General features: G+C 62.8%; 22 protein-coding genes. 10 read left to right on the forward strand and 12 right to left on the reverse strand.

Translation table 11 applies throughout. The features are described 5' to 3' along the window. Positions 1–14: 14 nt before the first annotated feature. From AC0IZS_RS33985 to AC0IZS_RS34000, 4 genes are all read left to right on the forward strand, one after another. Positions 15–317, forward strand: a complete 303-nt coding sequence (locus AC0IZS_RS33985) for an HU family DNA-binding protein (protein ID WP_436220417.1) — start codon at positions 15–17, stop codon at positions 315–317. 87 nt (positions 318–404) lie between these two features. Further along, positions 405–869: a helix-turn-helix domain-containing protein gene (locus AC0IZS_RS33990; RefSeq protein WP_436220416.1), complete on the forward strand. Its 465-nt coding sequence runs from the start codon at positions 405–407 to the stop codon at positions 867–869. Positions 870–1,582: 713 nt separating this feature from the next. Further along, positions 1,583–1,783, forward strand: a complete 201-nt coding sequence (locus AC0IZS_RS33995; RefSeq protein ID WP_436220415.1) for a hypothetical protein — start codon at positions 1,583–1,585, stop codon at positions 1,781–1,783. Between the two features lie 118 nt (positions 1,784–1,901). Further along, positions 1,902–2,240, forward strand: coding sequence for a hypothetical protein (locus tag AC0IZS_RS34000; RefSeq protein WP_471639743.1), 339 nt, complete (start codon positions 1,902–1,904; stop codon positions 2,238–2,240). Positions 2,241–2,342: 102 nt separating this feature from the next. On the opposite strand, the gene AC0IZS_RS34005 is transcribed toward AC0IZS_RS34000, so the two are convergent. The 7 genes from AC0IZS_RS34005 to AC0IZS_RS34035 all read right to left on the reverse strand — a co-directional run bounded on the left by AC0IZS_RS34005 (position 2,343) and on the right by AC0IZS_RS34035 (position 9,786). After that, the gene (locus AC0IZS_RS34005) at positions 2,343–3,335 is read right to left on the reverse strand and encodes a dienelactone hydrolase family protein (protein WP_436220413.1); all 993 of its coding nucleotides are present in this window, start codon (positions 3,333–3,335) and stop codon (positions 2,343–2,345) included. An 18-nt stretch (positions 3,336–3,353) separates the two neighbouring features. Next, positions 3,354–4,043, reverse strand: a complete 690-nt coding sequence (locus AC0IZS_RS34010) for a DUF6998 domain-containing protein (protein WP_436220412.1) — start codon at positions 4,041–4,043, stop codon at positions 3,354–3,356. Positions 4,044–4,144: 101 nt separating this feature from the next. Continuing rightward, entirely contained in the window at positions 4,145–4,882 is a 738-nt protein-coding gene (locus AC0IZS_RS34015) for a GIN domain-containing protein (RefSeq protein ID WP_436220411.1), read from the reverse strand. Positions 4,883–4,906: 24 nt separating this feature from the next. After that, the gene (locus tag AC0IZS_RS34020) at positions 4,907–5,287 is read right to left on the reverse strand and encodes a hypothetical protein (protein ID WP_471639744.1); all 381 of its coding nucleotides are present in this window, start codon (positions 5,285–5,287) and stop codon (positions 4,907–4,909) included. 1,235 nt (positions 5,288–6,522) lie between these two features. Next, positions 6,523–7,854 (reverse strand): type II toxin-antitoxin system HipA family toxin, encoded by a 1,332-nt coding sequence (locus AC0IZS_RS34025; RefSeq protein WP_436220409.1) that lies wholly within the window; start codon positions 7,852–7,854, stop codon positions 6,523–6,525. Next, entirely contained in the window at positions 7,851–8,390 is a 540-nt protein-coding gene (locus AC0IZS_RS34030; RefSeq protein ID WP_436220408.1) for a helix-turn-helix domain-containing protein, read from the reverse strand. Before AC0IZS_RS34030 ends, AC0IZS_RS34025 begins: the two co-directional genes overlap by 4 nt. A gap of 607 nt (positions 8,391–8,997) precedes the next feature. Beyond that, a complete protein-coding gene (locus tag AC0IZS_RS34035) occupies positions 8,998–9,786 on the reverse strand; it encodes a hypothetical protein (RefSeq protein ID WP_436220407.1) in 789 nt (262 codons plus the stop codon). A gap of 417 nt (positions 9,787–10,203) precedes the next feature. Between AC0IZS_RS34035 and AC0IZS_RS34040 the strand changes: the two genes are divergently transcribed. Next, a complete protein-coding gene (locus tag AC0IZS_RS34040; protein WP_436220406.1) occupies positions 10,204–11,988 on the forward strand; it encodes a hypothetical protein in 1,785 nt (594 codons plus the stop codon). A gap of 275 nt (positions 11,989–12,263) precedes the next feature. Here the strand turns inward: AC0IZS_RS34040 and AC0IZS_RS34045 are convergent, their stop codons facing one another. The 5 genes from AC0IZS_RS34045 to AC0IZS_RS34065 form a co-directional block, all read right to left on the reverse strand. After that, positions 12,264–12,644, reverse strand: coding sequence for a hypothetical protein (locus tag AC0IZS_RS34045; protein WP_471639745.1), 381 nt, complete (start codon positions 12,642–12,644; stop codon positions 12,264–12,266). A 318-nt stretch (positions 12,645–12,962) separates the two neighbouring features. Continuing rightward, positions 12,963–14,510 (reverse strand): hypothetical protein, encoded by a 1,548-nt coding sequence (locus AC0IZS_RS34050; protein WP_471639746.1) that lies wholly within the window; start codon positions 14,508–14,510, stop codon positions 12,963–12,965. A gap of 127 nt (positions 14,511–14,637) precedes the next feature. Beyond that, positions 14,638–16,257, reverse strand: a complete 1,620-nt coding sequence (locus AC0IZS_RS34055; RefSeq protein WP_471639747.1) for a hypothetical protein — start codon at positions 16,255–16,257, stop codon at positions 14,638–14,640. 50 nt (positions 16,258–16,307) lie between these two features. Continuing rightward, positions 16,308–16,877, reverse strand: coding sequence for a hypothetical protein (locus tag AC0IZS_RS34060; protein WP_471639748.1), 570 nt, complete (start codon positions 16,875–16,877; stop codon positions 16,308–16,310). Positions 16,878–16,942: 65 nt separating this feature from the next. After that, complete coding sequence (locus AC0IZS_RS34065) at positions 16,943–18,439, reverse strand: tyrosine-type recombinase/integrase (protein ID WP_471639749.1); 1,497 nt, start codon at positions 18,437–18,439, stop codon at positions 16,943–16,945. A 1,244-nt stretch (positions 18,440–19,683) separates the two neighbouring features. Between AC0IZS_RS34065 and AC0IZS_RS34070 the strand changes: the two genes are divergently transcribed. The 5 genes from AC0IZS_RS34070 to AC0IZS_RS34090 are packed head-to-tail and all read left to right on the forward strand — an operon-like array spanning position 19,684 to position 23,437. Continuing rightward, complete coding sequence (locus tag AC0IZS_RS34070) at positions 19,684–20,829, forward strand: ParM/StbA family protein (RefSeq protein ID WP_471639750.1); 1,146 nt, start codon at positions 19,684–19,686, stop codon at positions 20,827–20,829. Position 20,830: 1 nt separating this feature from the next. Further along, positions 20,831–21,214, forward strand: coding sequence for a hypothetical protein (locus AC0IZS_RS34075; RefSeq protein ID WP_471639751.1), 384 nt, complete (start codon positions 20,831–20,833; stop codon positions 21,212–21,214). 30 nt (positions 21,215–21,244) lie between these two features. Continuing rightward, complete coding sequence (locus AC0IZS_RS34080; RefSeq protein ID WP_436220398.1) at positions 21,245–21,604, forward strand: hypothetical protein; 360 nt, start codon at positions 21,245–21,247, stop codon at positions 21,602–21,604. Between the two features lie 4 nt (positions 21,605–21,608). Continuing rightward, positions 21,609–22,046: a lytic transglycosylase domain-containing protein gene (locus tag AC0IZS_RS34085; RefSeq protein WP_436220397.1), complete on the forward strand. Its 438-nt coding sequence runs from the start codon at positions 21,609–21,611 to the stop codon at positions 22,044–22,046. A gap of 44 nt (positions 22,047–22,090) precedes the next feature. Next, entirely contained in the window at positions 22,091–23,437 is a 1,347-nt protein-coding gene (locus AC0IZS_RS34090) for a hypothetical protein (RefSeq protein ID WP_436220396.1), read from the forward strand. The last annotated feature ends 2 nt before the right edge of the window (positions 23,438–23,439 follow it).

Raw genomic sequence — 23,439 nt, forward strand, 5'->3', positions numbered from 1 at the left:
TGACCTCGAAAACCATGAACCGCTCTGATCTCATCGACACCCTCGCTGCCAAGAATGACCTCACGAAGGTTGCCGCTGGGCGGGTCCTGGACACTCTCATCGACACCATTCAAACGGCAGTGAAGAAGGGGGACGTTGTGCAACTGGTGGGCTTTGGCACCTTCAAGGCCTCCAAGCGGGCCGCGCGCACGGGCAAGAACCCATCCACGGGTGCTGCGCTCAAGATCCCTGCAACGACGGTTCCCAAGTTCGTCGCCGGCGCCAAGTTCAAGGCAGTAGTGGATCCAAAGGCGGCTGCGCGCAAGGCTGCGAAGTAAGGTGGAGTCTTTCCCAGCTGCGGTGCGGCTGGGATTTTTTTGGCGGCATGAGCAGGCCTTTTGCCGCGGGTCTATTGGGAGCCATACATGGCAGCGTTCGCAGAATCATTCAAGTCCGAAGTCGCGCGCATCGCTCGCAAAGAAGGCAAAGGCGACGTTGAGTCGTTGCGCAAGATGGTTTCCTCGCAGCGAAGTGACATCGTCGCACTGAAGAAGCAGGTGAAGCAGCTCACCGTTCAGGTGAATGCGTTGGTCAAGGCCTCGGGCAAGGCGGCAGCGCCCAAACAGTCTGACGAAGCGGCTGAGCCCGCGCGTCGAGGCGGCAGGAAATTCGTGTTCCGGCCCGAAGCTCTCACTGCGAAGCGAGCCAGCCTGCATGTTACGGGCAAGGAAATGTGCCAGCTGCTCGATGCCGCCCCCGCCACTCTTGCGAGATGGGAAACCGGCAAGGCGATGCCCAGGGCAGCCCAGCTTGAGCGCATCCGTGCCGTTCTGGCGCTGGGGACTCGCGAGGCTCGCGCCATGCTCGCGGGGGCTTCTGAGACCAGCTGACAGAAGGAGTCGACTCGGAGTCCAGCGAGGGCTCCCGACCACCCTCTACGCGGCGGACGGGACACTGCTCGCAGCCCAGTTGACACTGCAGAGCTGGCAAGACCCCCCAACGGCGTGCTGCTGCGGTGCACTTGGTCTCTTGACGCTCGACCTCCGAGCGCTAGCATGATCCGCATGGAACAAGAATCTTCACGAAGTCCTCAACTTCAAGGTGACATCGCACTGCTGTCCTACTCAGCCAGGTTCAGGAGCGCGGTCCTCAAAGGCGCAAGCAGCTCACGCATGTGTGCCGCCCTCTCCGGGCCTCTTCACGCCGCCCTGCAGGCCAAAGGCGTCGATTGTTCACTCGAAGAAAGCACGCTAGCCCTATGCAACCACGTCTTTCTTCGCCTCGCTGACGGGCGTGTCCTTGATGTCACCTCAGACCAATTCGACACTGGTGTCGGAGCGCCCGTGCCTGCCGTCTACCTTGGCAGCGGGCTTGATATACATCGGGGCGCTCGGCCGTGGCTGGGTGGTGGCGAGTGGAATGCGCTGATGCAAGAACTTGGCCGGCTTGTGCCGGGCCTTGAGCCCGGCTGGGTCGGTGAGACGGTGAGCGTGGTGCTGCGATCCTTGCCGTCGGGATTGGTGGAGTTTGCTACCGGAGATGTAGTTTGAAGTGCGATCAGGTTCAGGTGAGCGCGGACGGCGCAACTGTATGGATACACGGCTTGGATGGCTCCACGCTGGGGCGGTTTTCAAAAAACTTCGGCATGGACGTTCACACTTCGGCCTCTGACCAGCTGCAGGGAGCCGCTGAATGCCTGCACTGCACGCACACCAAGCCATCAAGAGATGACTGGTTGCTGTTCTGCAACCTGATCCAGCAGCACTACGGCGTCCAGGTCGCTCAAGATCTCGTGGCGTTCTGACCGCGTTCGTTGAGCGAGACGGCTGCCATTGCTGGCGTCGTTGGGTTGCCGCCTCCCTTCTGAGTGCGCGAGGCTTCATTTGCTTCATGCAAGCCAACTAGTGGGATATCTTGTCGGGATGCAGTTTGACTTTCACACCCTTTTGGCATTTTTCGCGGACGTCGATTTCGCGGCTCTATTCCTTGGTCAGCTGGACCAGATCGCCATAGCGGTCTTTGGCGCGGGTGCAGCCTGGCTGTCGCAGGCCCGAACGTTTCGGATGAGGCGGTGGGCGTGTGTGTTCGGAATACTGGCTCAACCGGGCTTCTTCTGGGCATCGTGGCGGACGGGCCAGTGGGGTGTATTCCTGCTGACGACCATCTACGCGGGGGCCTGGGTGCGCGGTGTTTGGACTCACTGGATTCGGCCGGAAGCAAGTGATCGGCTGGAAGGCGAACAAGTGAACGCCGCCAGCTAGACCTTGCTCACGCTACCCGCACTTGCCTGGCCCTGCCGCAGTCGCCACCGAAGCCTCCGCCGCGCAGCCTGCTGCGGTTGTACTTCGAACCTCCAGAACGCGCTAGCGAGAATGCTTCTCCACAAACGCCGTGATCTCCTCCCGAGTGATGTCGGTGTAGCGGTTGCTGCGGCAGATCGCAAACTGGTTGAACTTGTTCAGCGCCTTGGTGCATTTGCCATCCACCGCCGGCTGGCCAATGCCGCCGCTGGGCGAATCCCAGGCGTGGGTTGCGCCGTCGAAGCTGGTCCACTTCTCAGCGCCCTTCAGCGCCTTCTCCACGTTGCATTGCGAGGTCGGCGTTGCAGTGTCGGCAGTCCCAGTGAAGACGCGCACGGGCGCGACGTAGTTGCCCAGCGGCGGCGCAAAGTCCTTGTTTGCCGAGCCATTGGGCGCCGAGCTAAAGAACGACTCTTTCGCGTAGCAGTTGGGGTACAGCGCGATGCCACCGGCCAGCAGCGCTTTCACTTCGCCGCTCAGACTGTGATCGGAGAATGCGCGCAGAACCGTCCATCCTCCCTGGCTGTCGCCGATGACGAACGTCTTCTTCGGGTCGGCGCCCTCGGACCTGGTGAACCTGGCTGCCGCGATGAGGTCCAGTGTGCGCATGTTGGCGCCGAACTCGTTCCAGGTCCGCCAGTTTTCGATCTGTCCGCGCGACCAGTAGGAGTCCAGCACCAGGACGTTGGCGTTGAAGGTCTTCATCGCCCAGATGGCCGTGTCGATGTTGCCGTGAGCAATGCCATGGCCACCGTGGATGATGATGAAAGTCGGGCGCTCGGAGACTTTCCCGAACCGCGGATTCCAACTGGAGATGAGCTTGCCCTGGCCGTTGAACGAAGGAACGTTCGCCGCGAACAGGTTCATCCCGTTGCGCATCATCGGGCCCTCGAAATTCCAGCCGTGGGGGCGCTCGGGTGCGAACTCAGTGGTGATGGGCGGCTGAAACTTCTCGACTGGGATCACGTCGTCGGTTGCCGCCAAGGCCTGCAGGGGGGCGATGGTACCGGCGAGAGCGCTGCCGGCGAGAAGTAGCTTGCAAATGGTGAACCGCATGTGGGAGCCTTCGAGTGGTCAGGACAATGGGGCGAGAGCTGACAGGGACCCGTGCACTTCCTGGGCATCCTGGCCGGGCCAGTCCACGCGATAGATGGCGGTCTGGGTGACGACGTTGGCGCGCGCTTGTTCACGCACGAAGCAGTCTCGCTGTTCGTACAGCTCCCAGTAGCCTGGATCGAAAGAGATGCACAGCTTGGCGCTGGATGAGCCCGGGACCGGCTCCAAGTTGAGCAGAGTCGGCGAGTGCCAGACTGGGCTCAGCCCATGGCTGGATGCAAATGGCTGCAGATCGGCCTCAAATTCCTCGCGAGGTGTCACAACTGTCATGGGTTTGTCCTCAGTGGCCAGGGTGGTCGAGAGTCTGCGAGCGCGCGACAAGTCGAACTCGTAGTTGTTCGTTGGTTTGTAGTGCCGGGCTACGGCGACGACAGCCGACATCGGGCCGTAGAAGAGCGTGGTGAGCCTGCCGTCGAGGTACTGCACCAGCATCAGATCGTCTGCCAGGCTTGCGGTGGTCTTGCCGATCGGCACGAAGCCCGTTAGCTGAGCGGTGGTCTTCACACTGATCTTGCGCCCGCGGGGGCAGACCACATCGAAGCCGTGCTGGTTGGTTGTGTGCGCCAGCGTGCCGCCGACCTGCAGTGCGCAATGGAACTCACCGAGCCGGCCGATCAGGTGTCGCGCCTCCTGGGGCCTGACCCCCATGACTTCGACCTCCAGCGTGAGCAGTTCAAGGTAGCGGTCGTAGAGCAGGCGCAGCTGGGCAGTGGTGAGTTCTTTGATGTTGGTCTCCTGGGGTTTGGACGTCAGTCCTTGAACTTGATGCGGCCCATGCCCGAGACATCGGCTGTGCGGTTTGGCGGGTTGCCGTAGATCTTGATCTGCCCTGCTCCCGACACTGACGCGCGCACCCGGTCCTGTGCAGTGGCCCTGACTTGGCCAGCCCCGCTGACATCGATGTCCGCTGCCTTGGCGATCAGGTCTCTCATTCGCAGACTGCCGGAGCCAGACACATCGACTTCCAAGCTGTCTACCTTGCCAGTGGCCTCAATGCGCCCAGAGCCTTCGACCTTCACCGCCAGGCGCGCCTGTCGAAGGTCATCGAGATCAACCTCGCAGGAACCGTGAACACGCAGCACTTCCACTTGCGGGAGGGTCAGTTCAACTTGGGCGGCATCCAGCGTGTCCTGATTGTCATCGCGTGAGCGACGACCTAGGTGCACGATATCGCCGGTCACCACCGACCCTACAGTGCCGTGGAACACTTGCATTGAGCCTGACACATGCCCGACCTGGACCGCGCCGGGGGTGTAGTTCACCATGTTGATCGAGCCGCCATTGGAGGAGATCGTGTTTCCCTCTCCGGTGATCTCGAGCCGGCGGCCTTTGAACTCTGTCCGCACCTGGGTCAAAGCCTTGGCGCTGGAGCCTCTGATCACCAGGGTGGGAGCTGGACCGCGCCGCAATACCAGTTCGACGTGGCCGTTGAGAACGAGCTCGCCAATATCGCGCGCCTCGCGCTTCTCTGTGAAATCCAAATTCATCAATCGCCTCAGTGCGTACAGTGTTCATTTTGGCACCGAACTGCAAGACCACGGGCAGTCGTGCACCAGCAGTATCGGCGCTAGCTGGCGCGACTGCACGCCTTCGGGCAGGGTGAGATAGCCGTGGAGCTGCAGGCCGTCGCGCGTGGCCAGGGTGGTGGGGTGGCGTCGCGCCAGCTGGCCGCGGAGCAGGCTCGGCCCACTCTCGCCCAGCAGCTGGGCCGGGCCCTCGGCCGGCAGCAGGCATCTGCGCCGGCCGCGCTCGGTGGCATTCACTGGCGTCATGCTGCCCTCGCTGACGTCCATGCTGGTGATGGAGACTTCGGCCGGCTCACCGCCGGCCAGCGTGTCCAAGCGTTCGCGCAGCGCGGCGTCGAACACCTCGCGACACGGGTAGCCAGGCATGGCATCGGCCACCAGCGGCTGGCGCGCGCTCCGGTTGATGAGGCATGGTCTAGGTCCAAGTCGTACATGACATGCCCCACGGTCTCGGCCTCGTCGGTCAGACGCAGGCGCACCAAGGCTACTTTGTCGCGCCCGTAGGCGGGTATCGCCCAGATCCTCGGCACCATGGTGCAGTTTCAGCAGGCGCGCTAAGTCGAAGCGGCTCCCCTGCGTCGCATCGCCCCAGCCGCCTGGCGCCTCCGCCTCCGGGCGCTGCAGGGTGGCCTGGCCGCCCTCCTCGGCCACGCGGGCCCGCAGCTTGCCCCGGCGGTCCGGGATCGAGGAACTCACTTTGCCCGGTTGGTGGCCACGACAGCGGGGGGCCGGTGCGAGGGTCCACCCGGCCGCGTCCTCGCGGTCCACGGCCAGGGCCTGGCTGCGGGCGATCTCGTCGCCATTGGGGGCCACGATTGCGGCCAGGTAGCGGTTGGCGGCCGTCCAGCGGAAGTGGCGCGCTGGGATGGGGTGGGCGCGGTCATCTGCCTGCCTCAGGGTGCGCACCCAGAAGGCGGGCTGCAGGCCGGCCACCCCCATCTTGGCTAACCCGGTGCCGTCGGGCGACACGCGGTACTAGCCCGTGCCCTCCAGGCTGGACACGGAATCTCGCCCCGGGATGAGCCCGGGCAGCTGCGCTCCGGCTAGCGCCGGGTGCGTGGGCCCGGCGGCATAACCGGCCAGGGCCAGAAGGCCGGCGGCAGCGGCCAGCGCCACCCCGGCGCGCCAAGTGCGCCGCGGCCCACCGGTGCAATGGCCTCAGAGCGCGGTGTTCTCGTAATTGTGGTTCACGCGGCCATTGTGCAAGGTCTCTCTGCACTGCACTGCAGTAGTGCGAACTGGGCCAGCGAGCGCTCGGCGGTGGGCGAACTGGTGATCGTGCCTTGGCGCCACCCGGCACGGCGCTCTAGCGAAGTGTGGGACCTGTCTGCACGCGAGTTCCAACGGGTGCGGGAGTTGGCGTGCGCGTCCGGCGCCGGGGTACCCAAGGTTTTGCTCGTGCAGCGACCGGGCCCTCTACGCAAGCCGATGCACATCGGCGCAATCAAAGTGCGTGTGCCCAACCCGCGCCGCATGGTGGGCGCCGACGCGATCCGCACCGTGCGCGGCTTGGTCTACCTGCTGCAGGCGTGAGCCCCGCTACGGGCACCACGCTCTGGTCCCAGCGACACGCGGAAAGCCAGGACCAGTAGGGAGCGCATTTATGCTGCAGCGTTCTGGCGCGCCGCCCGCTTCAGGAGAGACGCGATGCCCGGAGTGGCCTCGAAGTGTCTCAACAGCCGTTGCTTCTGGGAGTCGAGCAACGAAGACGCCTCGATCATGTCGGGCCAAGCATCGTAGGCCTGTCGCACCGTCTGCCGAACGATCAACTGTGCCTTCGGTTCCAGGAGGCCAGGAACGGCATTGCAAAGCTGACGAATGACGGCTGGTGACACTCTCTCCTTCTTTGCGCTCTCAGGAGTGAACCGTAGCGCATGCCCCCCACCACTGAGGTAGGCCGCGTACGCCACGATGTCGTATGCCGGTGAGAGTTCTGGTGTTCGGCCGTCCGGGTAGAGCAGACCATAGTTCTTGACATGCCCGTCGAAGTTGCCCAGCAGGTCATTGACCACAATGCGGCGCAGAAGCTCGTATGCCGCTTCGGTCCCCAGCGCGGGGATGCCCACCAACTGACGCATCATGGAAGCGTACGTCGCGAATGGGTGTGTGTACTTTTGCTCCGGTGCGGCGCCAAGGATCTGCGCGAAGTCCTCACAGTGGATGTGCTGGCCGCTGGCCCGGTCGAAACGTCTTACCGCAAGGAAGAGCTTCCCTTCGCCAAGGATGAACGGCTGGTCGACATCGATGCTCTCCAGCGGCGCCAACTCCACGTGTGCCACGTTCACGCCGGCGGCCGCGGCCATGCGCATCGACAGTTCTTCCACCTGGGGCAGCAAAGGGTAGTCGACTGTCGGGAGTTTGGCGATGATGTGCACGCCCTGGGTATCTTTCGTCCTGGCCACATACCGGCCGCCCGACTGTACGAGGGACAACTTTGGCTGGACACCCGACAGGGAAGTGGCCTCTGGGACCGGGACTGGAACAACGCTCATCTCCAAGGCGTCGTTGTTCTGCGTCACCACGTCAGCGATGCTCTGGCTGTCAAGGGGCGCGGGGCTCACGTAGACAGCTCCAGGTAGGTCCGTGCCGCAGACGCTGAGCAGGCCGAAGTGATCATCCTTGTCCAAGCTGGCCAGCTCTTCGAGGTGGCGTCGCAGCGGACCTTCTGGAAGCAGGTTTTGGAAGAACGACGGCAGCACTTCACCCTCTCCATTGAAGAATGGCTGTGTTGCGTACTCGGCCAGGAACGCCGCTCTGGCTTGCCTGTCGGCTACCAGCCCGAGCTGAGAGAGAACTGGGGCAGTGTCGGACATCCAATAGGCGTTGTCTGGCACGAGCCGCGTGATTGCTGATCGACCAGCGCCGTACTGAAAAAGCAGTCCTACGTACTGCTGCCGTGGGCCAAGGTGGACGGCAAGGGCACGGTATCTCATGACTTCCCTCCCGATTTTCGCGGCCTACGGGTAGAAGGCTGGTCGTGAGGCTCTTCGGGATTGCGCTCGCTGGGTATGGTTGCCAATCGACGTTCCGCTTCGCTCAGTATGCCTTCCGGTAGTCGCCCCATCCTTTCGGCGGCGCCGCTTTGGAGGCCTTCGGGAAGTGTCCCCATCAGAAGGTCAGCGTTGCTTCGCATGCCCCTCACCTTGCCGAGCATTGCCTCGTTGCCTTGAATGCCATGAGGGAGCATTCCGAGCCTCCGTTCGACATCGCTGAGGACTGTTCGAGGTGAGCGATCTGCGGTGGACGAGCGCATCTCATTCGCGATGGCCTTTGGCACCAGCACGAACTCGAGCCCCAGGGCGTCGGCCACGGCCATGGCGTTGGTCAACCTGGGCGCGGCGTTACCGTGAAGCATCGCCCGCACGGACTGGTCAGTAAGCCCCGTCCTCTCCGCCAGTTCAGTGGCGGTCAGCTGGCGCGCTTTCTGGCGGAGGGAGATCTCTTCAGCGAAGTCTCGAAGTGATTTCACGATGGTAAACCAATGTTTTGATTGCGAACACTGGTTTTATAACGCTTTGCCGCGCGATTGGCAATATAAAACCAACGTTCAATGTCATAACATTGGTTAAATATCGTTGTGGTGCTTCCGGGTGGTCCCGCTTCATACCGCTATCCAAGCGTGGGCGTTCCTTTTCTTCGCACCAGGTGGTCCCCGACCGATGAGCACGAACCTGGGGGGCTTCACCAGTGGCACAACGTCTGCAGTCACTGGATGAGCATGCGAAGGTCCCCCACACCGGGATGGTAGTGTTATCGGACGGCCTGCGGCTCCCTGGCCATGTGAGGCCTAGGAAGGCCAGCGCTCATCCCCGCCCGCGCCGCATGCTGCGGCGTGCAGCTGCACGGTCGGGGTCCATGGTGATGGAGGTGGCTCTGAACTTCACCTGCACCTCAATGCCGATCCATGTCAAAGTCAGTTGGCTAGTGCAGAGCACTCTAGTGACCTTGCCAGTTTCCGGGTCTGTGTTTTCGCTGATTGCCGTGCGGCTAGAGCTGTGCAATGGGCTTGTGGGCCGCCCTGTAGCCTTGAGTTGTGCGTCCATGTTTCGCCGTCTTCCCTGGGTGGTTACGTAGATTTAGTGGAGCTCAGGGGTGCCGCCAACGGCCGGGCTCGGCATCTGCGTCCCCTGCTGCTGCAGAGTCTTCGCTATGAGCGAATCGTAAATTTCTTTGCTCAGATTCGCTCGCGCCACCTGCATGAACATCCGGGAGAACGGAGTCGCTATGGCTTGTGATGCGTCGTGTTGGGCTCGTTTGATATCGCGACGCAAGTCTGCAGCGTGCCTTTGCAGCGCCTGGTGCTCAACCTGCTTGTTCTTCAAGGCGAGGTTCGCATTGGCAAACCATTTGCTGGGCGCGTAGACGCCTGTCGATTTCCCTTTGTACTGTGCCCGGGAGATCTGGTCTTTGATCGATGCCATGTCCCGCGCGATCTGCAACATCAATGCGTCACACTCGGGCACCTCGCTGGGGAACGTCTGCATCCCCTGGGCGCTCACCTTGATCCTGAGGAACTGCGCAATATCGAATGGTCTTTGGTTCACCGGCGCACAGCCTGCTGACTCCTGCGATCTGAGCGAACCCTGCATGAGCAGCAACTCCTGGTGTTCCACCTGATACTCTCTCAAGGCGCGTTCCGCGCTCCTGTACCAGTCACCGTCAGAACGATCGCCGCTGATGCGGGCCTGCTGGCGCGCGTCTGCAAGCTGCTGCTTGATGTCCTCGATGGCCTCAAGTATCTCCGCAGCGCGTGCTTTGGCCTCTTCGCTGGTGTACTTCTGGCGTGCATTTCCTACTGGCCCGTGCATGAGGCCGCGGGTTTGGGGGCGAGGAGGTTGAGAGGGTGATTGGGCAAGGGCTGTCATGGTTGGCATTGCCTGGCGGTGGTCATGGCCTGAAATGCTAGCCAGGCAGGGCACCCTAGAGGCTTGTCATACCGCCCGATCCGGTATAGATATGGCCTTCCGGCTCGAATTCGGTCCCGGCAACGGTGCATTCAGTCCATTTCCCAACGGCCGCACTGCTCGGTGGCGCGCTGGTGAACTAGGGCGCGGTCGGTATCTCAGGCGCCAGTTGCACCCCAGGCCTGGCGCCCACCTTCCCCTAAGGGACATGCCGGCGGTCAGTTTTCGAGCACTTCTGCCTCCGAGATCACGCGATTCTCTGACGCGCTGTCTACAAGCCTTCACAAACCTGTCGTAGAGACAGAAATTTGGATCGTACTTATGTGGTCCAATTTGGAATTGAGTGTGCGCCCTGGCGGCGCGGTTTGTGAGGCATTCATGCGCGACGACGAATTCTATTTCCACCAGCACCCCGAACAGGTGCCAGCATGCAATCTGCTGCCTCTTGCACTTCCTGTTTCAACCGAGGACTTCGAGACCGGGGAAATTGGTATTTTTCTTTCTGAGCTTGGCAGCCAGCACCCGTTCGACTCATTTTCTCCAGAGCGCCTACAAGAGTGCTTTGCGGCTGGATTTGGTTACGGCAGTTGGGAGGCGATAAAGCGCAGAGAGGCGGATCGAATTGCAGAAGGTGTGGATCTACCCGGCACCGAGTTCAAGCTGATGGACGTCGTCGCTTGGAGAATCTACGCCGCTGGCTTTGCGAGCGTACTCGATGCATTCACGGGGGTGTACAGCGCATGGAGCGCCAGTGATTTGTCACTCCGTAGAAGCTTTGGTCCTACGGGGATCACCACTCGGGAGAGGCAGATCTGGGAATGCTGCCAACGTGAGATCGGGATGACAACCGAATGGCGCGCCTGGGAAAAAGTCGGCTATTCGAAAACTGGGAAAGTTCGCATCAGATGGGCGGCTGAATTAATATTTGAAATCGCTTCTTCATGCTGGACGCATGAGTCAGGAATCAGCATCGATGTCCTCAACGAGGAACTGAGGAATGGCTCCCTAGTCGAGCCACAACATGTCATAGAGCGTAGTTGGTTTTTTGGGGAGCCCTGGCCGATTGGACTCGAACCTATCCAATATGCGGATGGACAAGGCGCAACAATTGGCTATGGGTGGACTTGGCCAGAGCTTGGACTGCGACATTCTAGAGTCTTCAAGACTCACTTGGACTTCAAGAACTCCGCAGTCGCTCTGTGGAATCGACAATCGACAAAGGAGTTCGCGAGGACGGAACTGCCGTCAACGCTCGTACAGGTTCATTTCGAGAATCCTTGGGACAGGAGGACATTCGAGCGAGAAAGCATGCGGGACAGCTATAGCAGCCTCGATTCTTATTCGGAAGTCGAAGTCGAGATAGTCTCCACAGATGGATCGCAGGTAAATCTTGGTCAGCTCCAAGAAATTGACGGCGAGGTATGGACACGAGCGGGAGAGATTTTCGTTTTGCGACCGGAGGCTTTTGAAGGAGTCCTCGGGTTCGTGCTCCCGACCATGGAGGAAGTCAACCTCAAGGGTGAGGAAGTACCCTGGTTGCGGGCCAAGGTGCCGTACGCCTTCGACCTTGCGACATACGAAACAGCTTGTCGTCTTTGGTGCGCGCTCGACGAATTGAGGATGCTTGAGAGCGACTGGCTGGACAATTTATCGCCAGACGCCGAACTCTCCTGGCTCATGACACGTTCCGCCATCAACGCGACGCCTGTTTGTTCTCGGGAATCAGAAGCATGGCTTGAGGACCGATTTGTTGCCAGCTACGAAATGCCTTCGGCAGGGCGCGAGTTAATCCTTACCTACCCCGAGCTAACTGGATTGACCGTGGGGCAGCGTGGCGACTACGCGTTGGCGTTCTACGGCAAAGATGGGCTGAGGCATGATCGATCGCACGCGCAGCGTGACCTGCGGTTTATGGCATACGCGACTCTTCGGAATCTTGGGTTGGATCCGGATTCGGACGACTACTCGTATCTTCTAGCCATTTTTCGGATCGTCCGTTTAGCGGCTGAGCGCACTCCAAATGTCTGGGAGGACAAGTTAGCGCTTCAGCGCTTCGCCTTCGACGCCAGGCGCTTGTGTATCTCCGTCCAACAAGCCTGCTCGGCGCTTGAGGGCTACGACCAAAGTCTCCGCAATTCGCGTCTTGCTCTACTTGTCCAGTGAGCACTCCAGCTGGGAGCACTCGTAGCGCTGACTGTGGGCTCTGTGGCGAGCGGGGCGCGCCAGAAGGTGTCCTGAGGTGTCGTGCGTCACGGAGATTGCCCGTCGGGTCGTGTGCATGGTGGTGGTGTGCCGCGTCTCGTCGCGGTTGCCGCCTTGAGGACAAGGGACGCCACTGGCGTAGTTGTCCACATGTGCACAGGCCACAATTCAATGCGCCAAGCCCTGTGGGTAAGTCTCACCGCGTTGCGTATTCGGGAATATCCACAGGTGAGTTGCTAGCGCTGCTGGCTGACTTCGCGATGAGGATTGGCGCGGATAGGAAGGCTCTGCTGCAGTGACTCCTGGGCGATCTCCGCGATCCTGGCCAGCTCGGCAGAAAACTCGTCGTCTGACGCGCCGATTGCGTCTGACGGCCGCCGGGCGCCCAAGCGCGCCTGCTGCGTGCCACTGAACAACCGCGCCTTCGCACCGGCTAGGTCCGGCAGCAGGCCCGCGGGCACCTTGCCGTACAGGGGCGCATTCGGATCCCAGGTGGCATTGCGCTCGGCCTCGGCCGCATCCCGGTCGAGCCCCGGCACCTGGTACTCGCTCGCAGCCATGGGGTGCTTGAGCTTGCTCACGGGGATGCCCACGGCCGCACCGATCAGGAGCCCCACCGCGATCCCGGCGACCAGGCCACCAAGAGCACTGCCCCGCTGGCCGGTACCAGGTGCGCGCGCCGGCGCGCCGCCGCTTCGATGGACCCTGCCGCTGATCGCGCCATACCGGGCCTTCCAGCATTGCGCGCACAGCCAGACACCAGGCCGAATCTCGCAGCCGCTGGTCGCGGGCCGCAGTTCCTGGTGAATGCTGCACATCCGCTGGACCAGGGAAGGCGCTGAGCTGAGGGGTAGGTGGAGGCGAGGTTCTGTCATGAAGGTCTCCTGCAAACCCGGGCCGCGTTGCACGGCCCGGGGGGTGTTACGCGCGAGGCGTCAGCGGGCGCAGGTGCCGCTCGAGCAGTCGTAGATCGGCGTGGCCAGCAGCTGCAGGTCGCCGCCACCGATGCTGTAGGCACCAAACACGCGGGCCTTGAGCTCGCCCAGCTGGCCCGGCGTCACCGACAGCAGGTTGCTGCTGAAAACCGCCACGTTGATGCCGGTGGCCGGGAACGTCGCGTCCACCACCACCGCGTTGCTCGCGCTGGGCGGGCTGGTGGCCAGGTCTGCCAGGCCGCCGTTCTTGTCCAGGATGAAGAACATCGGCGAGGTCGACCAGAACGGACGCACTTCCAGGGCGAGCCAGACGGTGATCTTCTTGCCCACGTCGGCCGTGGCCGGCTTGAGCGTGGTCGACAGGCCCAGTGCGTTGTTGACGCCGGTGTTCTGGGTGGAGTTGGACGCAGTGGGTGGCGTGCCGCTGCCGGTGCCCGTGCCTGGGTTGGTACCTGGGTTCGTGCCCGGGTTGGTGCCGGGCCCGGTTCCAGGGTTGGTGCCGGGAGTGCCGCCGGTGATGGTCAGTTCCTTGGTGGCGGTCTTGCCGTTGGTGGACGTGCAGCTGACCTTGACCTTGGCCGAGTTGGGCGCGACCACGGTGGCCACCGGCAAGCCGAGCGTGGTGCCCACGGACACGTTCACCGCGGCGCCGTTGGCATCAGTGCCGGTGCAGGATTTCAGGACCAGCGTGGTGGGGAACGCGACCATGCGCACGGTCTCGCCCGGGCGGATGGAAGTGGCCGACGGCTCCAGGGTGAAGGTATTGCCGCCGCCCGTGCCGGTGCCAGGGTCCGGGTCGGTGCCCGGGTTGGTGCCAGGATCCGTGCCAGGCGTGGTGCCGCCGCCGCCACTGCCTTCCACGGGGTCAGGGTTGGCCGCGCTGGTCCACTTGATCTTGCCGTAGGCCTCCTTGTACTTGGGCATGTCGACGTCCACGCCGCCCTGGATGTCGTAGAGCGCGGTGCCGGAGAGCTGGCGCACGTACATCCAGCCGCCCTCGGCCAGCACGCCGCGCTGCGCGTTCACGTTGCCGCCGATGAAGCGCACGGTGCCGCCGCCGTCATGGACGACGATCACTTCGTCGCCGGCGACCAGGCGCGAGAAGGAGCTGTCGATGTGCTCGTTCTCCTGGGCGTCCTGGTACTCCCAGCCGTCGAGTTCGCCCTGGCGCTGGGGCTCGGCTCCAAAGCGCATGGCAAACGCAGCGATCGCGCGCTGGGGCGCGTAGCCGCTGAGCATCACCGACTTGGAGCCGGCCGGCACATAGAAGCGCCATTCACGGTAGCCCAGCTGGTAGCCGGTGAACTCGGGCAGCGCGAGAGAACCGCCACCGGGGAAGGCGCAGTCGGTCTTGTTGAAACCGATGGCGCAGCCGGACAGGCCATCGGGGGCGTACTGGGCCTTGAAGCCCGTGGGGTTGTCAAACAGGTAGCTTCCGCCCAGGGACGGCAGCGCAATGCGCAGCGGCGTCTGGTGCAGGGAAACAAACGACCCGGCTGACGCGACGGTGCTCGCGGCCAGAAGGGCAATTGCGATCAGGGAACGCATGGGATGGAATCCTTCGATGTAGCGCTGGCGCGCGGGGCGCACAGGCTGGTGATGGGAGCCAGCGGCACGGGCTGCTGGTGGGAAGAGAACCATGGGTCTGGTGAACAGAGGTATGGCGGATGGGGGCTCACGGGGTGGTGCACGCTCCGTTCTTGCATTGCAGGAGCGGCGCGGGCCACACCTGCAGGTCCCCGCCGTTGACCTGGTAGACCAGGTACACGGTGGAGTTGATGGCGGCGAGCTCGCCCTCGGTCAGGTCCGAGCGGATCAGATCCAGCTGCAGGCCGGCGGCCGTGGGCGAGGTGCTGGCCAGCGCATTGGCGGGCACGAGTCCGGTGGCAGGGTTGAAAGGGGACCAGCCCTGCCCGCTCTTGACCAGGATGACGGCGGGGCCGAAGAACGGGGCCGTTGTGATGCCGGTCCAGAAGGTGGTGGGCTTGCCGATGCCGGCGGTGGCGGGCTTGAAGGTGCCGCTGAACGTGAAGGTGCCGTTGGCGCCGGGCGTCTTGGTGGCGCTGAAGCTGGCAACCTGCTCTTGCACCGGTGGAGTGACGGGTGGCGTCACGGGCGGCGTTACCGGGGGCGTGGTGGTGTCCGGCGCCATGAGGCCGGTGATGCTGGCCGTCTTGCCGCCCCGGCTGGTGCAGGTGACTTTCAGGAGGGTCGCGGTTTCAGGACGGTCGATCAGCGGGGCATTGCCGGTGGCGGCCAGGACGCCGCTGGCCAGGGCGATGCTGAGCGCGCCGCTGGCGTTGGTTGCTCCGCTGGTGGTGGCCGAGCAGCTGGCCAGGTTCACGGTCGCAGGCGAGATCGTCACGCGGATGGGCTTGCCGGCCACCAGGGGCGAGACGGCGTGGGCCAGCGTGAAGTCGGGATCAGGTTCCTGTACCGGCGGCGTCACGGGTGGATTCACAGGTGGGGTGACGGGCGGCGTGGTGGTGTCCGCTGGCTCCGCGCCCAGGATGGTGGTGCCGATGCAGGTGTGGGTGGCGTTCTGCAGCGGGTTTCCTGCGGCGTCGTACTTGGCCACTGCATGCCAGCCCATGTAGCAGGAGGACAGGACCTCCGCGCGAAACCGCACCTGGTGCGTGGCAGGCAGGCCGGAGGCGTTCACATAGACCCAGCTGCCGGTGCTCGCGGTGTACGAGCCCAGGGAGATGTCGTAGATGGAGCTGGCCAGGTCCTGCGAGCTGCTGCCGGCCGGCGCCGAGAACGCCAGTTCCGATCCACCGGCCAGGCGCTCCAGGGTGGTGGAGATGTCGAAGTAGCGCCCCACCGCAGCGGTGCCCCCCGTGGGTGCCGTGCGGCTGCGCAGGGAGATGGTGCTGCTGGCGGCGCCCGGGGCGAACTGCACGTCGGCATACAGGCGTTTGGTGCCGGGTGGAAGGAAGGCGCGCCACTTGCGGGACTGCACGGCCGGGGCCTGGATGCTGAGCGCCACGGTGTCGCCCGTCTGGGGCAGGTTGCCGGCGTAGGGACTGAAATGGTCCTTGAATCCCGTGGCCGCCCCGGTGCTCGTGACCAACGGGGTGTATTCGCTGCGCGCGTCGACCTGCGCATTGGCGGCCTGGCCAGCGGTGAGAACCATGGCCGCCACGGCGACTGCGCGCAGCGGCATGTGGCGGTCCTGCTGGTTGGTGTGGCCGGTGGGTTGGGTGCCGGCGCGGGGCGCTGCGCCCTTGGAGTCGGCCAGCGTGATCGCAGCGATCTCGCGTGCGCGCTCCCGGATGGCGGTTGTGGTGTGCATGGGGTTTCCTGTGGTGCTGGGAAAGGGAAGAAGGAAGGCGGGTGGTCGGCTCAGCCCTCGGCGTGGACCTGGCTGGAATGCAGGCTCACGTGCGCCGGGGGCATGGGGAACCAGGCCGCGGCCAGCGGGTCCTGCACGACGGGACGCGCCTTTGAGCCTTGCGACGTCCCGGTGGGCGAGCGAGCCGCCTTTTTCTCCTCGCGGAAGCGCCGGGTGACTTCTGCCGTGTTCACGGACAGGTTCAGGCTGGCGTCGGCACAGGCCTGGGCCAGGGTGGCGTCGGGCTTTTGCTTGATGAAGGACGCCCGCGCTTCCAGGCCGGAGAGGATGTGTTGCTGGCCGCGCTCGGTGATCACGAAGCCGTTCTTGGAGCCACCGGCGCTGGTGACTTTCTCGACCAGGAGGTTGCGCGCGGCGCGCGTGAGCTGGCTGCTGATGCGCCGGCGCAGGACGTCGCGCAGGTCGGCATTATCCGAGCGAGAAAATGCTTTGTTGGCCTGGCACAGTTCGTTGATGGTTCTGCTTTGGCCGCCGCGCAAGGAGAAGAGGACCGTAAAGAGGTTGATTACCTCCATCCCTGGGCCGTTGTTTTCGTAGTAGGCGGTGACAGTTTCAAGCATGGTTTTCTCCAGAGGCAAATTGGTGTGAGAGCGAAAGGTGGTGTTTGAGGGAATCTGGGCGGGAATCAACGAAGGAGGAGTTCCAGCTGCGGGATGTCCGCTGGGAGCAGCCTTGCGTCGTGGATCAAACACATCCGACCGGTTTGCTGACGCACCAATGGGCTCAGCTTGGTAATGATGTCCTGCAGGGGGTCGGAAAACCCGGGGATATCTATCCCCGAACGGTCGCAAATGCGGATCGCCAGCATGAGGGGCATGTAGTGGGGACCTTTCCCTTCAGCTTCTGGCCCTATCACGTACAGGCGCAACTCAAGCTCAGCCGCAGTGGGGCTCTCCGCACGGTGCGTGGTGTTCAACTCCACCTCAGTGGCCAGGACGAACCGCGACAGCTCGCCGCCCGGGGCTTGGAGCATGTCCAGCACCTGGTGCATGCGCTTGAGCTCGTGGCGCTCAATGTTGGCGTGCGAGCCCGTGTAGGCGGTAGTCACTGAGAGGCGGCCGTGGCCCAGGTTCTCCGTCACCACCTTGCGGGCGTTTAGTTCGGTCTGCCGGTCTGGTGCCAAGCCCCCATTCACTGGGGCGTCCACGCCGGCATGCGCAGCGTAGATGGCGTTGGCGTATTCATGGCGCAGGCCGTGGGCGGTGACACCCAGCTGCTTACGCGTGATGCCAACCTTGTTCATGACCCGGTAGAAGGTCTTGATGGCCTGCTTAATCGTCCTGTCGCTGGGCCGCAGCAAGCCACTGCGCGGGTGGGCCATTTCCTTCGCAACGTCGAGCACGCGGCGCTGCTCTGGTGTTTCGATCGGGACGGCCCGGCCGCGGCCTCCCTTGGCGCCATGGGTGATGTGCAGGTACACGCCCATGTCGTTGGCCATGGGGCGCAGCGCAGCCGCCTCCTGCACACGAAGGCCAAACTCGCGGGCCAGCGCCAGGTACACGGCGCTGTAGCGACACTGTGCTTCAACATGTGGAAGAAGCCTTACCAGGTCTACGCCCACCTTGTTCCAGGCCTTGGGCAGGACCGCGCTGTATTGGCGCATGCCAGCTGCGGGGTTTTGCAGGGTGTCCTTGACGGACTTCACCGAGAGGTTCTTTCCAAGCCATCCGTAGAACCGCGCGATGCAGCTGAAGCGGGTGGCCAGCGAGGACGCACTCAATTCGCGGGCTTCCCACTCCTGCATGACCAGCACCAGGTGTTTCTGGCTCAACTCGGGCAGGTTCTGGATGCGGATGTTCTGGGCGGCAAGGGTCTGGATCAAGAGGGTGATTGACTGGACGTACTTGGTTTCAGTGCCCGCACTGACGGAGCGTTTGCGCCCCTGGGCGGCCGGGATGCGAAAGTTCTTGAAGAAGACGGCCAGCTGTCCCCATGGATCGCCCGGCCGTTGGCTGACGGCCAGTGCGATGGCGGCTTGCGCACTGGATTCGACAGGGCGGCGGCGAAACCGTGCCGTGGGGGGAGTGGCCCGGCGCTGCGGTTCGGCCGGCAAGGTTGCGCCTGTCGCAAAGGGTTGCAGCTCAGGGGTGGCAGAAGAAGAGGCGGCAGAAGGGTTCGTCATGGCTTGATGAGGAGCAATCGGATGGGCGTGCCCATTCAGTTGCTCCCCACGGTGGGTTGCGTCTCAAAAACAAAGGGGTGAGTGAACCGGTTCTGTTAGTAAATCAACCTGCGGCCATTGGTGGTTCAAGCCATGGCGCCCCCTGAGGACAGGGTTCATCCGCGCAAGGTCGAGCGCGGAGGAAGGGTGGTGATCGCTTGGGTGATCAGCCTGGATTCCTGATGGAAACCTATGTGTCTCAATTCGCCGCCCGTTGGGTCAGCGCGCAGTTCCATGTGGACCGCCGTCAGGTCACCGGGCGCTCCTAGGAGCGGCGGGTTGGCTGGGGCCCCAAGGCACGCCCGTAGGCTGCTGGGTCACATGGGAGGGACTTGAGAACAAAAACCGGGCAGCGCGAAGGCCGCTGGCATAGACATGCCGTGTTGATTTACTGGTGCCCCGTTTGTGCGAGGGGCTCCGCATGCATTAGCTGCATCGGGCTTTGGGATGTGATCCCTGGTGGCATTGCGCCTGGTCACTGAGGACCTGTTGGGGCTCCATGGAGATGAGCCACTGGTTTTCACCGAGTGAGGAGAATGTATTCGGTTTAAACCTGAAGCGCAACAACTTCGTTGGGGAATTTTGAATCTCCTACGGGGTGGCTTTTCCTTTTCGCCCCGCCAGCCCAGTTCCAGCCTCGTTTTTGTAGACCTTCCCCTTCCGGTAGTTCGACGGAAAATGCCTTGCGAAGCCGCCGCGCTCCAGGCAAAATCGCCCTAGCTGCAACGCTATTGGAGTGGGGCCACCCTATTCCCATTTGTCCCGATGCGATTCCCGCCTCTGCGCGATTGAATAATAAGCCTACCGTGGCATTAGCTGGCAGACTATCCCATGCTAAGTGCGCTTTTATGTACTGGTTGTGGCATTGAATGGGATAGCCAGTCGCCTTATGGCGCTCGAACTAAGCGGCTTTTCGAAGCGTGGCACGTTAATCCTTAAACTGCCAGCCAACATCCCGTGTTGGCTCTCAAAGCGCGTTGCGCCGGCCTTGATCCCTAAGGAGTAGGTAGATTTCGCGGCGCCCAGTGCGGCGCGGTAGCGAACGTTTCGGCACAGCTACGACGAGAACTCGTGGTCACCATGAGCGCCTGTGGTTGCGAGGCGAGCGTAAAAGATGGCATTACCTGCCCCAACGGGGCCGAATGCCCCCCTCGCGGCGCCGTCGTGCTCCAGACAATCGGCACATCCCCCACCCGGAGTGCTCCTTGTCAACCACCGAAAAAGCCCCCCACGTAGTTCCAGCGCTGCCCAAGGTACTGAGTCACCCTGAGCCTGCGCTGCAGCCTCCTCTACTCATAGACATCGCTGCAGTGGACGTTGGCTACTTCGCCACGAAGTACACCGTAGGCCGCGATGTAGCAAAGGAGGGTTCGCCGATCTTGGCGCGGAGCATTCCGTCGTTCTGTCCACTGATCGACGGCGCCGTGAGTGCCGGTGCTGGCACCTCTGCACTCAGTGGCGTCGTGGTGGAGGTCAACGGCTCCGAATATTTCGTCGGCCCAGATTCGGCTATTCGCGGTTCAGGTCGGAATGCGCGAGTGGTGTCTGACGCCTATGCGGATAGTGAGCAGTACCTCGCACTGTTCAGAGGCGCGCTCCACTACATCTGCAGGGAGCTGCTGACTCCACTCAGCACGATCACTAAGGTCACGGTGAAACGCATGGTGGTTGGGCTCCCATTGCACACGCTCTCCACGAAGAAGGACAGCTTGCGCTCGACTCTGGAGGCTGTTCACAAAGTGCCCGCCATGCCTTGGGGCGGCCCAAGCCTGGAGGTTGAAGTGAAATCATGCACAGTGCTTGCACAGCCTCAAGGCGCTCTCGTTCACCATGGCGCGAGCATTCCCCATCTCCGAGAACAAAACACTTTGGTGCTGGATGTGGGCGGGGGAACGGTTGATTGGTTCTTAATGCACGGCAAGAAGGTTCACTACGAGAGGTGCGGCGCCTATCCGAAGGGGACCCTTGAATGCGCTTTTGCCGTGTGCGACCGCATCCACAAGTCACTGCGGGATGACGCTGAAATCGTCAAGCGCGTTGACACCGCGCTGCGCACGCGCGCGAGCACTGTTCTGATCTCCGGCAAGCAAGTTCAAATGGCCCCGTTTGAGCCAGTCGTCCTCGCGATCCTGAAGGAATGCGCAGATCGGATGCTGCAGTCCGTTCAAAATTTGGCGAGCGTGGACCTCATTTTGTTCACAGGTGGCGGTGCGCGCCGGTTGTTCGAACTGATGACGGTGATGTTCCCTGAGCGGCAGGACACGATGCAGCTGGACGGTGACCCAGTATTTTCGAACGTCTACGGGTTCCACGCCCTCGGCGAGAAGATGAACGATGCCAAGACCTCTTAGCTTGGAAGAGCGTGTCGTCGTGCGCTCACAAATCATCGTCTACCGGAACGAGTTGCCCGTCGTCTGGCAACGCCTTGTCGACGTGCCTCCCAACCGCGTTGGAAGAGTGCTGCTTTCGTTGCTTGGCGAGTACGAGGCGCTTAAGGCGGGCGCGCTGGTTCCAGGCGCAGCGCCCAATGCTGTGGGCATGGCCAGCAGACAGGAAGGCACCACCCCTCGGCTGACGACTAACCCTCAGCTGGAAGCTACACCTGCTGGAAGCCAAACCCCTGTTCAGTCCGAGCTTGAGCCGCGCTTGACGCAGGCCCATAGTGGAAACGCGTTTCTCGATTCGTTCGACTTATCCGAACTGTCGGAGTTTGCTGCTGGCCCAAAGCAGCCTTGACAGGGATGCGAAACGTGAGAACTTGAAAGCATGACTACCTTCACCACCTCCTCTCAGCCCCGGCGCGCATTTGATCGCCGGGAGTTCCGCCAAACCTACATCGACATGCGCGATCCAGCGCAGGCTGCGCCGAGCGCCGATGTGAGACCCATCTCCCACGTCCCCGTGCTGGCCGATGTGGCCTGCTATCACCTGGTGGTCCAGGCCACGGCAACGCGGCTGGCTGCCCACGGCGCTTCCCTGCCCTCTTCGGCGGACAGCCTGCTGGGTCACCTGGAACGCACTTGCCGCATCGCAGGTATCGATGCGATGCCGTTGCCTGCAGTGTTTTGGGAGCGCATCGCTACCCAGTTCAAGGTGCTGCAGGCCTTGGCGGAACTTGAGGACTGATCCAGTGCGAGCTTCCATTGCGTTGCTTGCCGCGCTGACACTCCATGGCCCCGTTGTGCGGGCCCAGGATTGCATCCCGGAAGCAGCCAAGTTCCATGGCGTGAACGAGGCGGTCCTCAGGGCCATCGCCTGGCATGAGTCGCGCATGAATCCTTCGGCAGTCGGCCGCAACTCCAACGGCACAGTGGATATCGGCAGGATGCAGACCAACAGCGTGCACCTGCAGGAGCTCGCGCAATACGGGATCACCCCCCAGCACCTGCTGGATGCCTGCGTGTCTGACTACGTTGGCGCCTGGATGTATGCACGAAAGATCAAGAAGCACGGCAACACATGGGCCGCAGTTGGGGCATATCACTCAGAAACGCCAATTCTTCGAGACGCCTACGCCCGGCGCATCCACGACATCGTGTACGGTCAAAACAGCGGTGCAAGCCGTTGACAAGTGAACGTCCTCTGAGACCCTTGTCCTATCCAACTTTGACCATGAAAGCCTTCCAAATGACCTTGAATCGCCGCTCCCTGTTCTGCCTTGGCCTGGGTGCCGCAAGCTCCGCCGCCTTGCCCGGGTGGGCGTTGGCCGCTTTGTCCGGGCAGGACGAATACGGCGCGGTTGTGGCTGTCGACAGGTTCCAGGATGTGCTGCTGGAGCAAATGGTCATGAGCGTGCCTCGGACCAACAACGCGGTCTTCAAGGACTACATCGATCGCCGTGGTGTGTACATCAACGCTCTCGCTTCGGGGCAAGCGACCACCGACCGCCTGGTCAACGACTTCGCCGTGCCTTTTGCTCGGGTGGTCAGTTCGACCTTTCGATCTGCGGCTGAGTCCGATCTCTCCCCTGCCCTCGCCACTGCCACTCCACGTAACACCTTGCGCAACGAAGGCGGCGCGATCGTGATCCCTCCCCAGACCCTCTGCACGTACAGCACGACCGGCCTGTGCATGGACCGGGCGCTGCCGGCGCCGGTGGCCGGGGATGCTCTGGTGCTCAGGCCGGCCGATGAACGCGTTCCGGCAGAACTTCAAGACCTCATGGTCGCGGTGGCCAACTCGTCGTCTCGCAACGACCCTAACCAGGCGCGCGCCCAGCGACTGGTTTGGGCGCTAATGGCTGCGGGCACCGAAGAGGGTGATGCCGTGCCGGCAAGCACCCTGCGCGAGCTTGACGCGATCGTTCCGGGCGGGTCCAAGCGCCTTCAGGAGTACCACGCGGCGAAATCTCGGGCTGCCGGGCGCGAGCGCTTTCGCTCCTCCGGTGCCGCACCGGAGCGCGCCGACGACGACGCGCGCATCGCTCAAGAACTGCAACGCCTTCGCGATGCGGGCGAGCGCATGGACAACGGGAAGGGTTACGGCTATTCGACCGTGAACAAAGGCGCTCTTGCAGCGCGTGCGACGGGCACAGGACCATTGAAGGCCTCTGTAGAGGTGCTCAACGACAGCGACCGCGAGGTGGTGTTCCGCCCAGGTTCACACACGACCAAAGCACTGGCGCGCAAACAGTCGGCCTTCCCTTCGCAGCGCATCACCGACGAGTCGCCGGACGACTACTCCGCAGGTGGCCTGCGTGCATCGGTAGGCCCGTTCAATGTGGACCGCGCCTCGATGCTCTCCAAGGGCTTGCTGTTCACTGCAGAGCAGGTGGCTGGACTGGACTCGAATCTGTCTAAGCAGTCGCCCCAAGGTCGGACCATTGCTCGCGATATCAGTGGGAGGCGCATGGGTGCAGTGAGTTCCATTGTCGCATCGCATATCTCACGTTCGCCACAGGCGCAGAACCTCTTGGTGGTTGCGCAGGCCGCGACGGGACGGCCATGGAGCCAAGCGTGAGC

This window comes from Acidovorax sp. AC410, assembly GCF_979253235.1.

Coding starts and splice junctions, on each gene's coding strand:
- AC0IZS_RS33985 (WP_436220417.1), top strand. CDS start 15: ATGAACCGCTCTGATCTCATCGACACCCTCGCTGCCAAGAATGACCTC.
- AC0IZS_RS33990 (WP_436220416.1), top strand. CDS start 405: ATGGCAGCGTTCGCAGAATCATTCAAGTCCGAAGTCGCGCGCATCGCT.
- AC0IZS_RS34000 (WP_471639743.1), top strand. CDS start 1,902: ATGCAGTTTGACTTTCACACCCTTTTGGCATTTTTCGCGGACGTCGAT.
- AC0IZS_RS34005 (WP_436220413.1), bottom strand. CDS start 3,335: ATGCGGTTCACCATTTGCAAGCTACTTCTCGCCGGCAGCGCTCTCGCC.
- AC0IZS_RS34010 (WP_436220412.1), bottom strand. CDS start 4,043: ATGGGGGTCAGGCCCCAGGAGGCGCGACACCTGATCGGCCGGCTCGGT.
- AC0IZS_RS34015 (WP_436220411.1), bottom strand. CDS start 4,882: ATGAATTTGGATTTCACAGAGAAGCGCGAGGCGCGCGATATTGGCGAG.
- AC0IZS_RS34020 (WP_471639744.1), bottom strand. CDS start 5,287: ATGCCTGGCTACCCGTGTCGCGAGGTGTTCGACGCCGCGCTGCGCGAA.
- AC0IZS_RS34025 (WP_436220409.1), bottom strand. CDS start 7,854: ATGAGATACCGTGCCCTTGCCGTCCACCTTGGCCCACGGCAGCAGTAC.
- AC0IZS_RS34035 (WP_436220407.1), bottom strand. CDS start 9,786: ATGACAGCCCTTGCCCAATCACCCTCTCAACCTCCTCGCCCCCAAACC.
- AC0IZS_RS34040 (WP_436220406.1), top strand. CDS start 10,204: ATGCGCGACGACGAATTCTATTTCCACCAGCACCCCGAACAGGTGCCA.
- AC0IZS_RS34050 (WP_471639746.1), bottom strand. CDS start 14,510: ATGCGTTCCCTGATCGCAATTGCCCTTCTGGCCGCGAGCACCGTCGCG.
- AC0IZS_RS34055 (WP_471639747.1), bottom strand. CDS start 16,257: ATGCACACCACAACCGCCATCCGGGAGCGCGCACGCGAGATCGCTGCG.
- AC0IZS_RS34060 (WP_471639748.1), bottom strand. CDS start 16,877: ATGCTTGAAACTGTCACCGCCTACTACGAAAACAACGGCCCAGGGATG.
- AC0IZS_RS34065 (WP_471639749.1), bottom strand. CDS start 18,439: ATGACGAACCCTTCTGCCGCCTCTTCTTCTGCCACCCCTGAGCTGCAA.
- AC0IZS_RS34080 (WP_436220398.1), top strand. CDS start 21,245: ATGACTACCTTCACCACCTCCTCTCAGCCCCGGCGCGCATTTGATCGC.
- AC0IZS_RS34090 (WP_436220396.1), top strand. CDS start 22,091: ATGAAAGCCTTCCAAATGACCTTGAATCGCCGCTCCCTGTTCTGCCTT.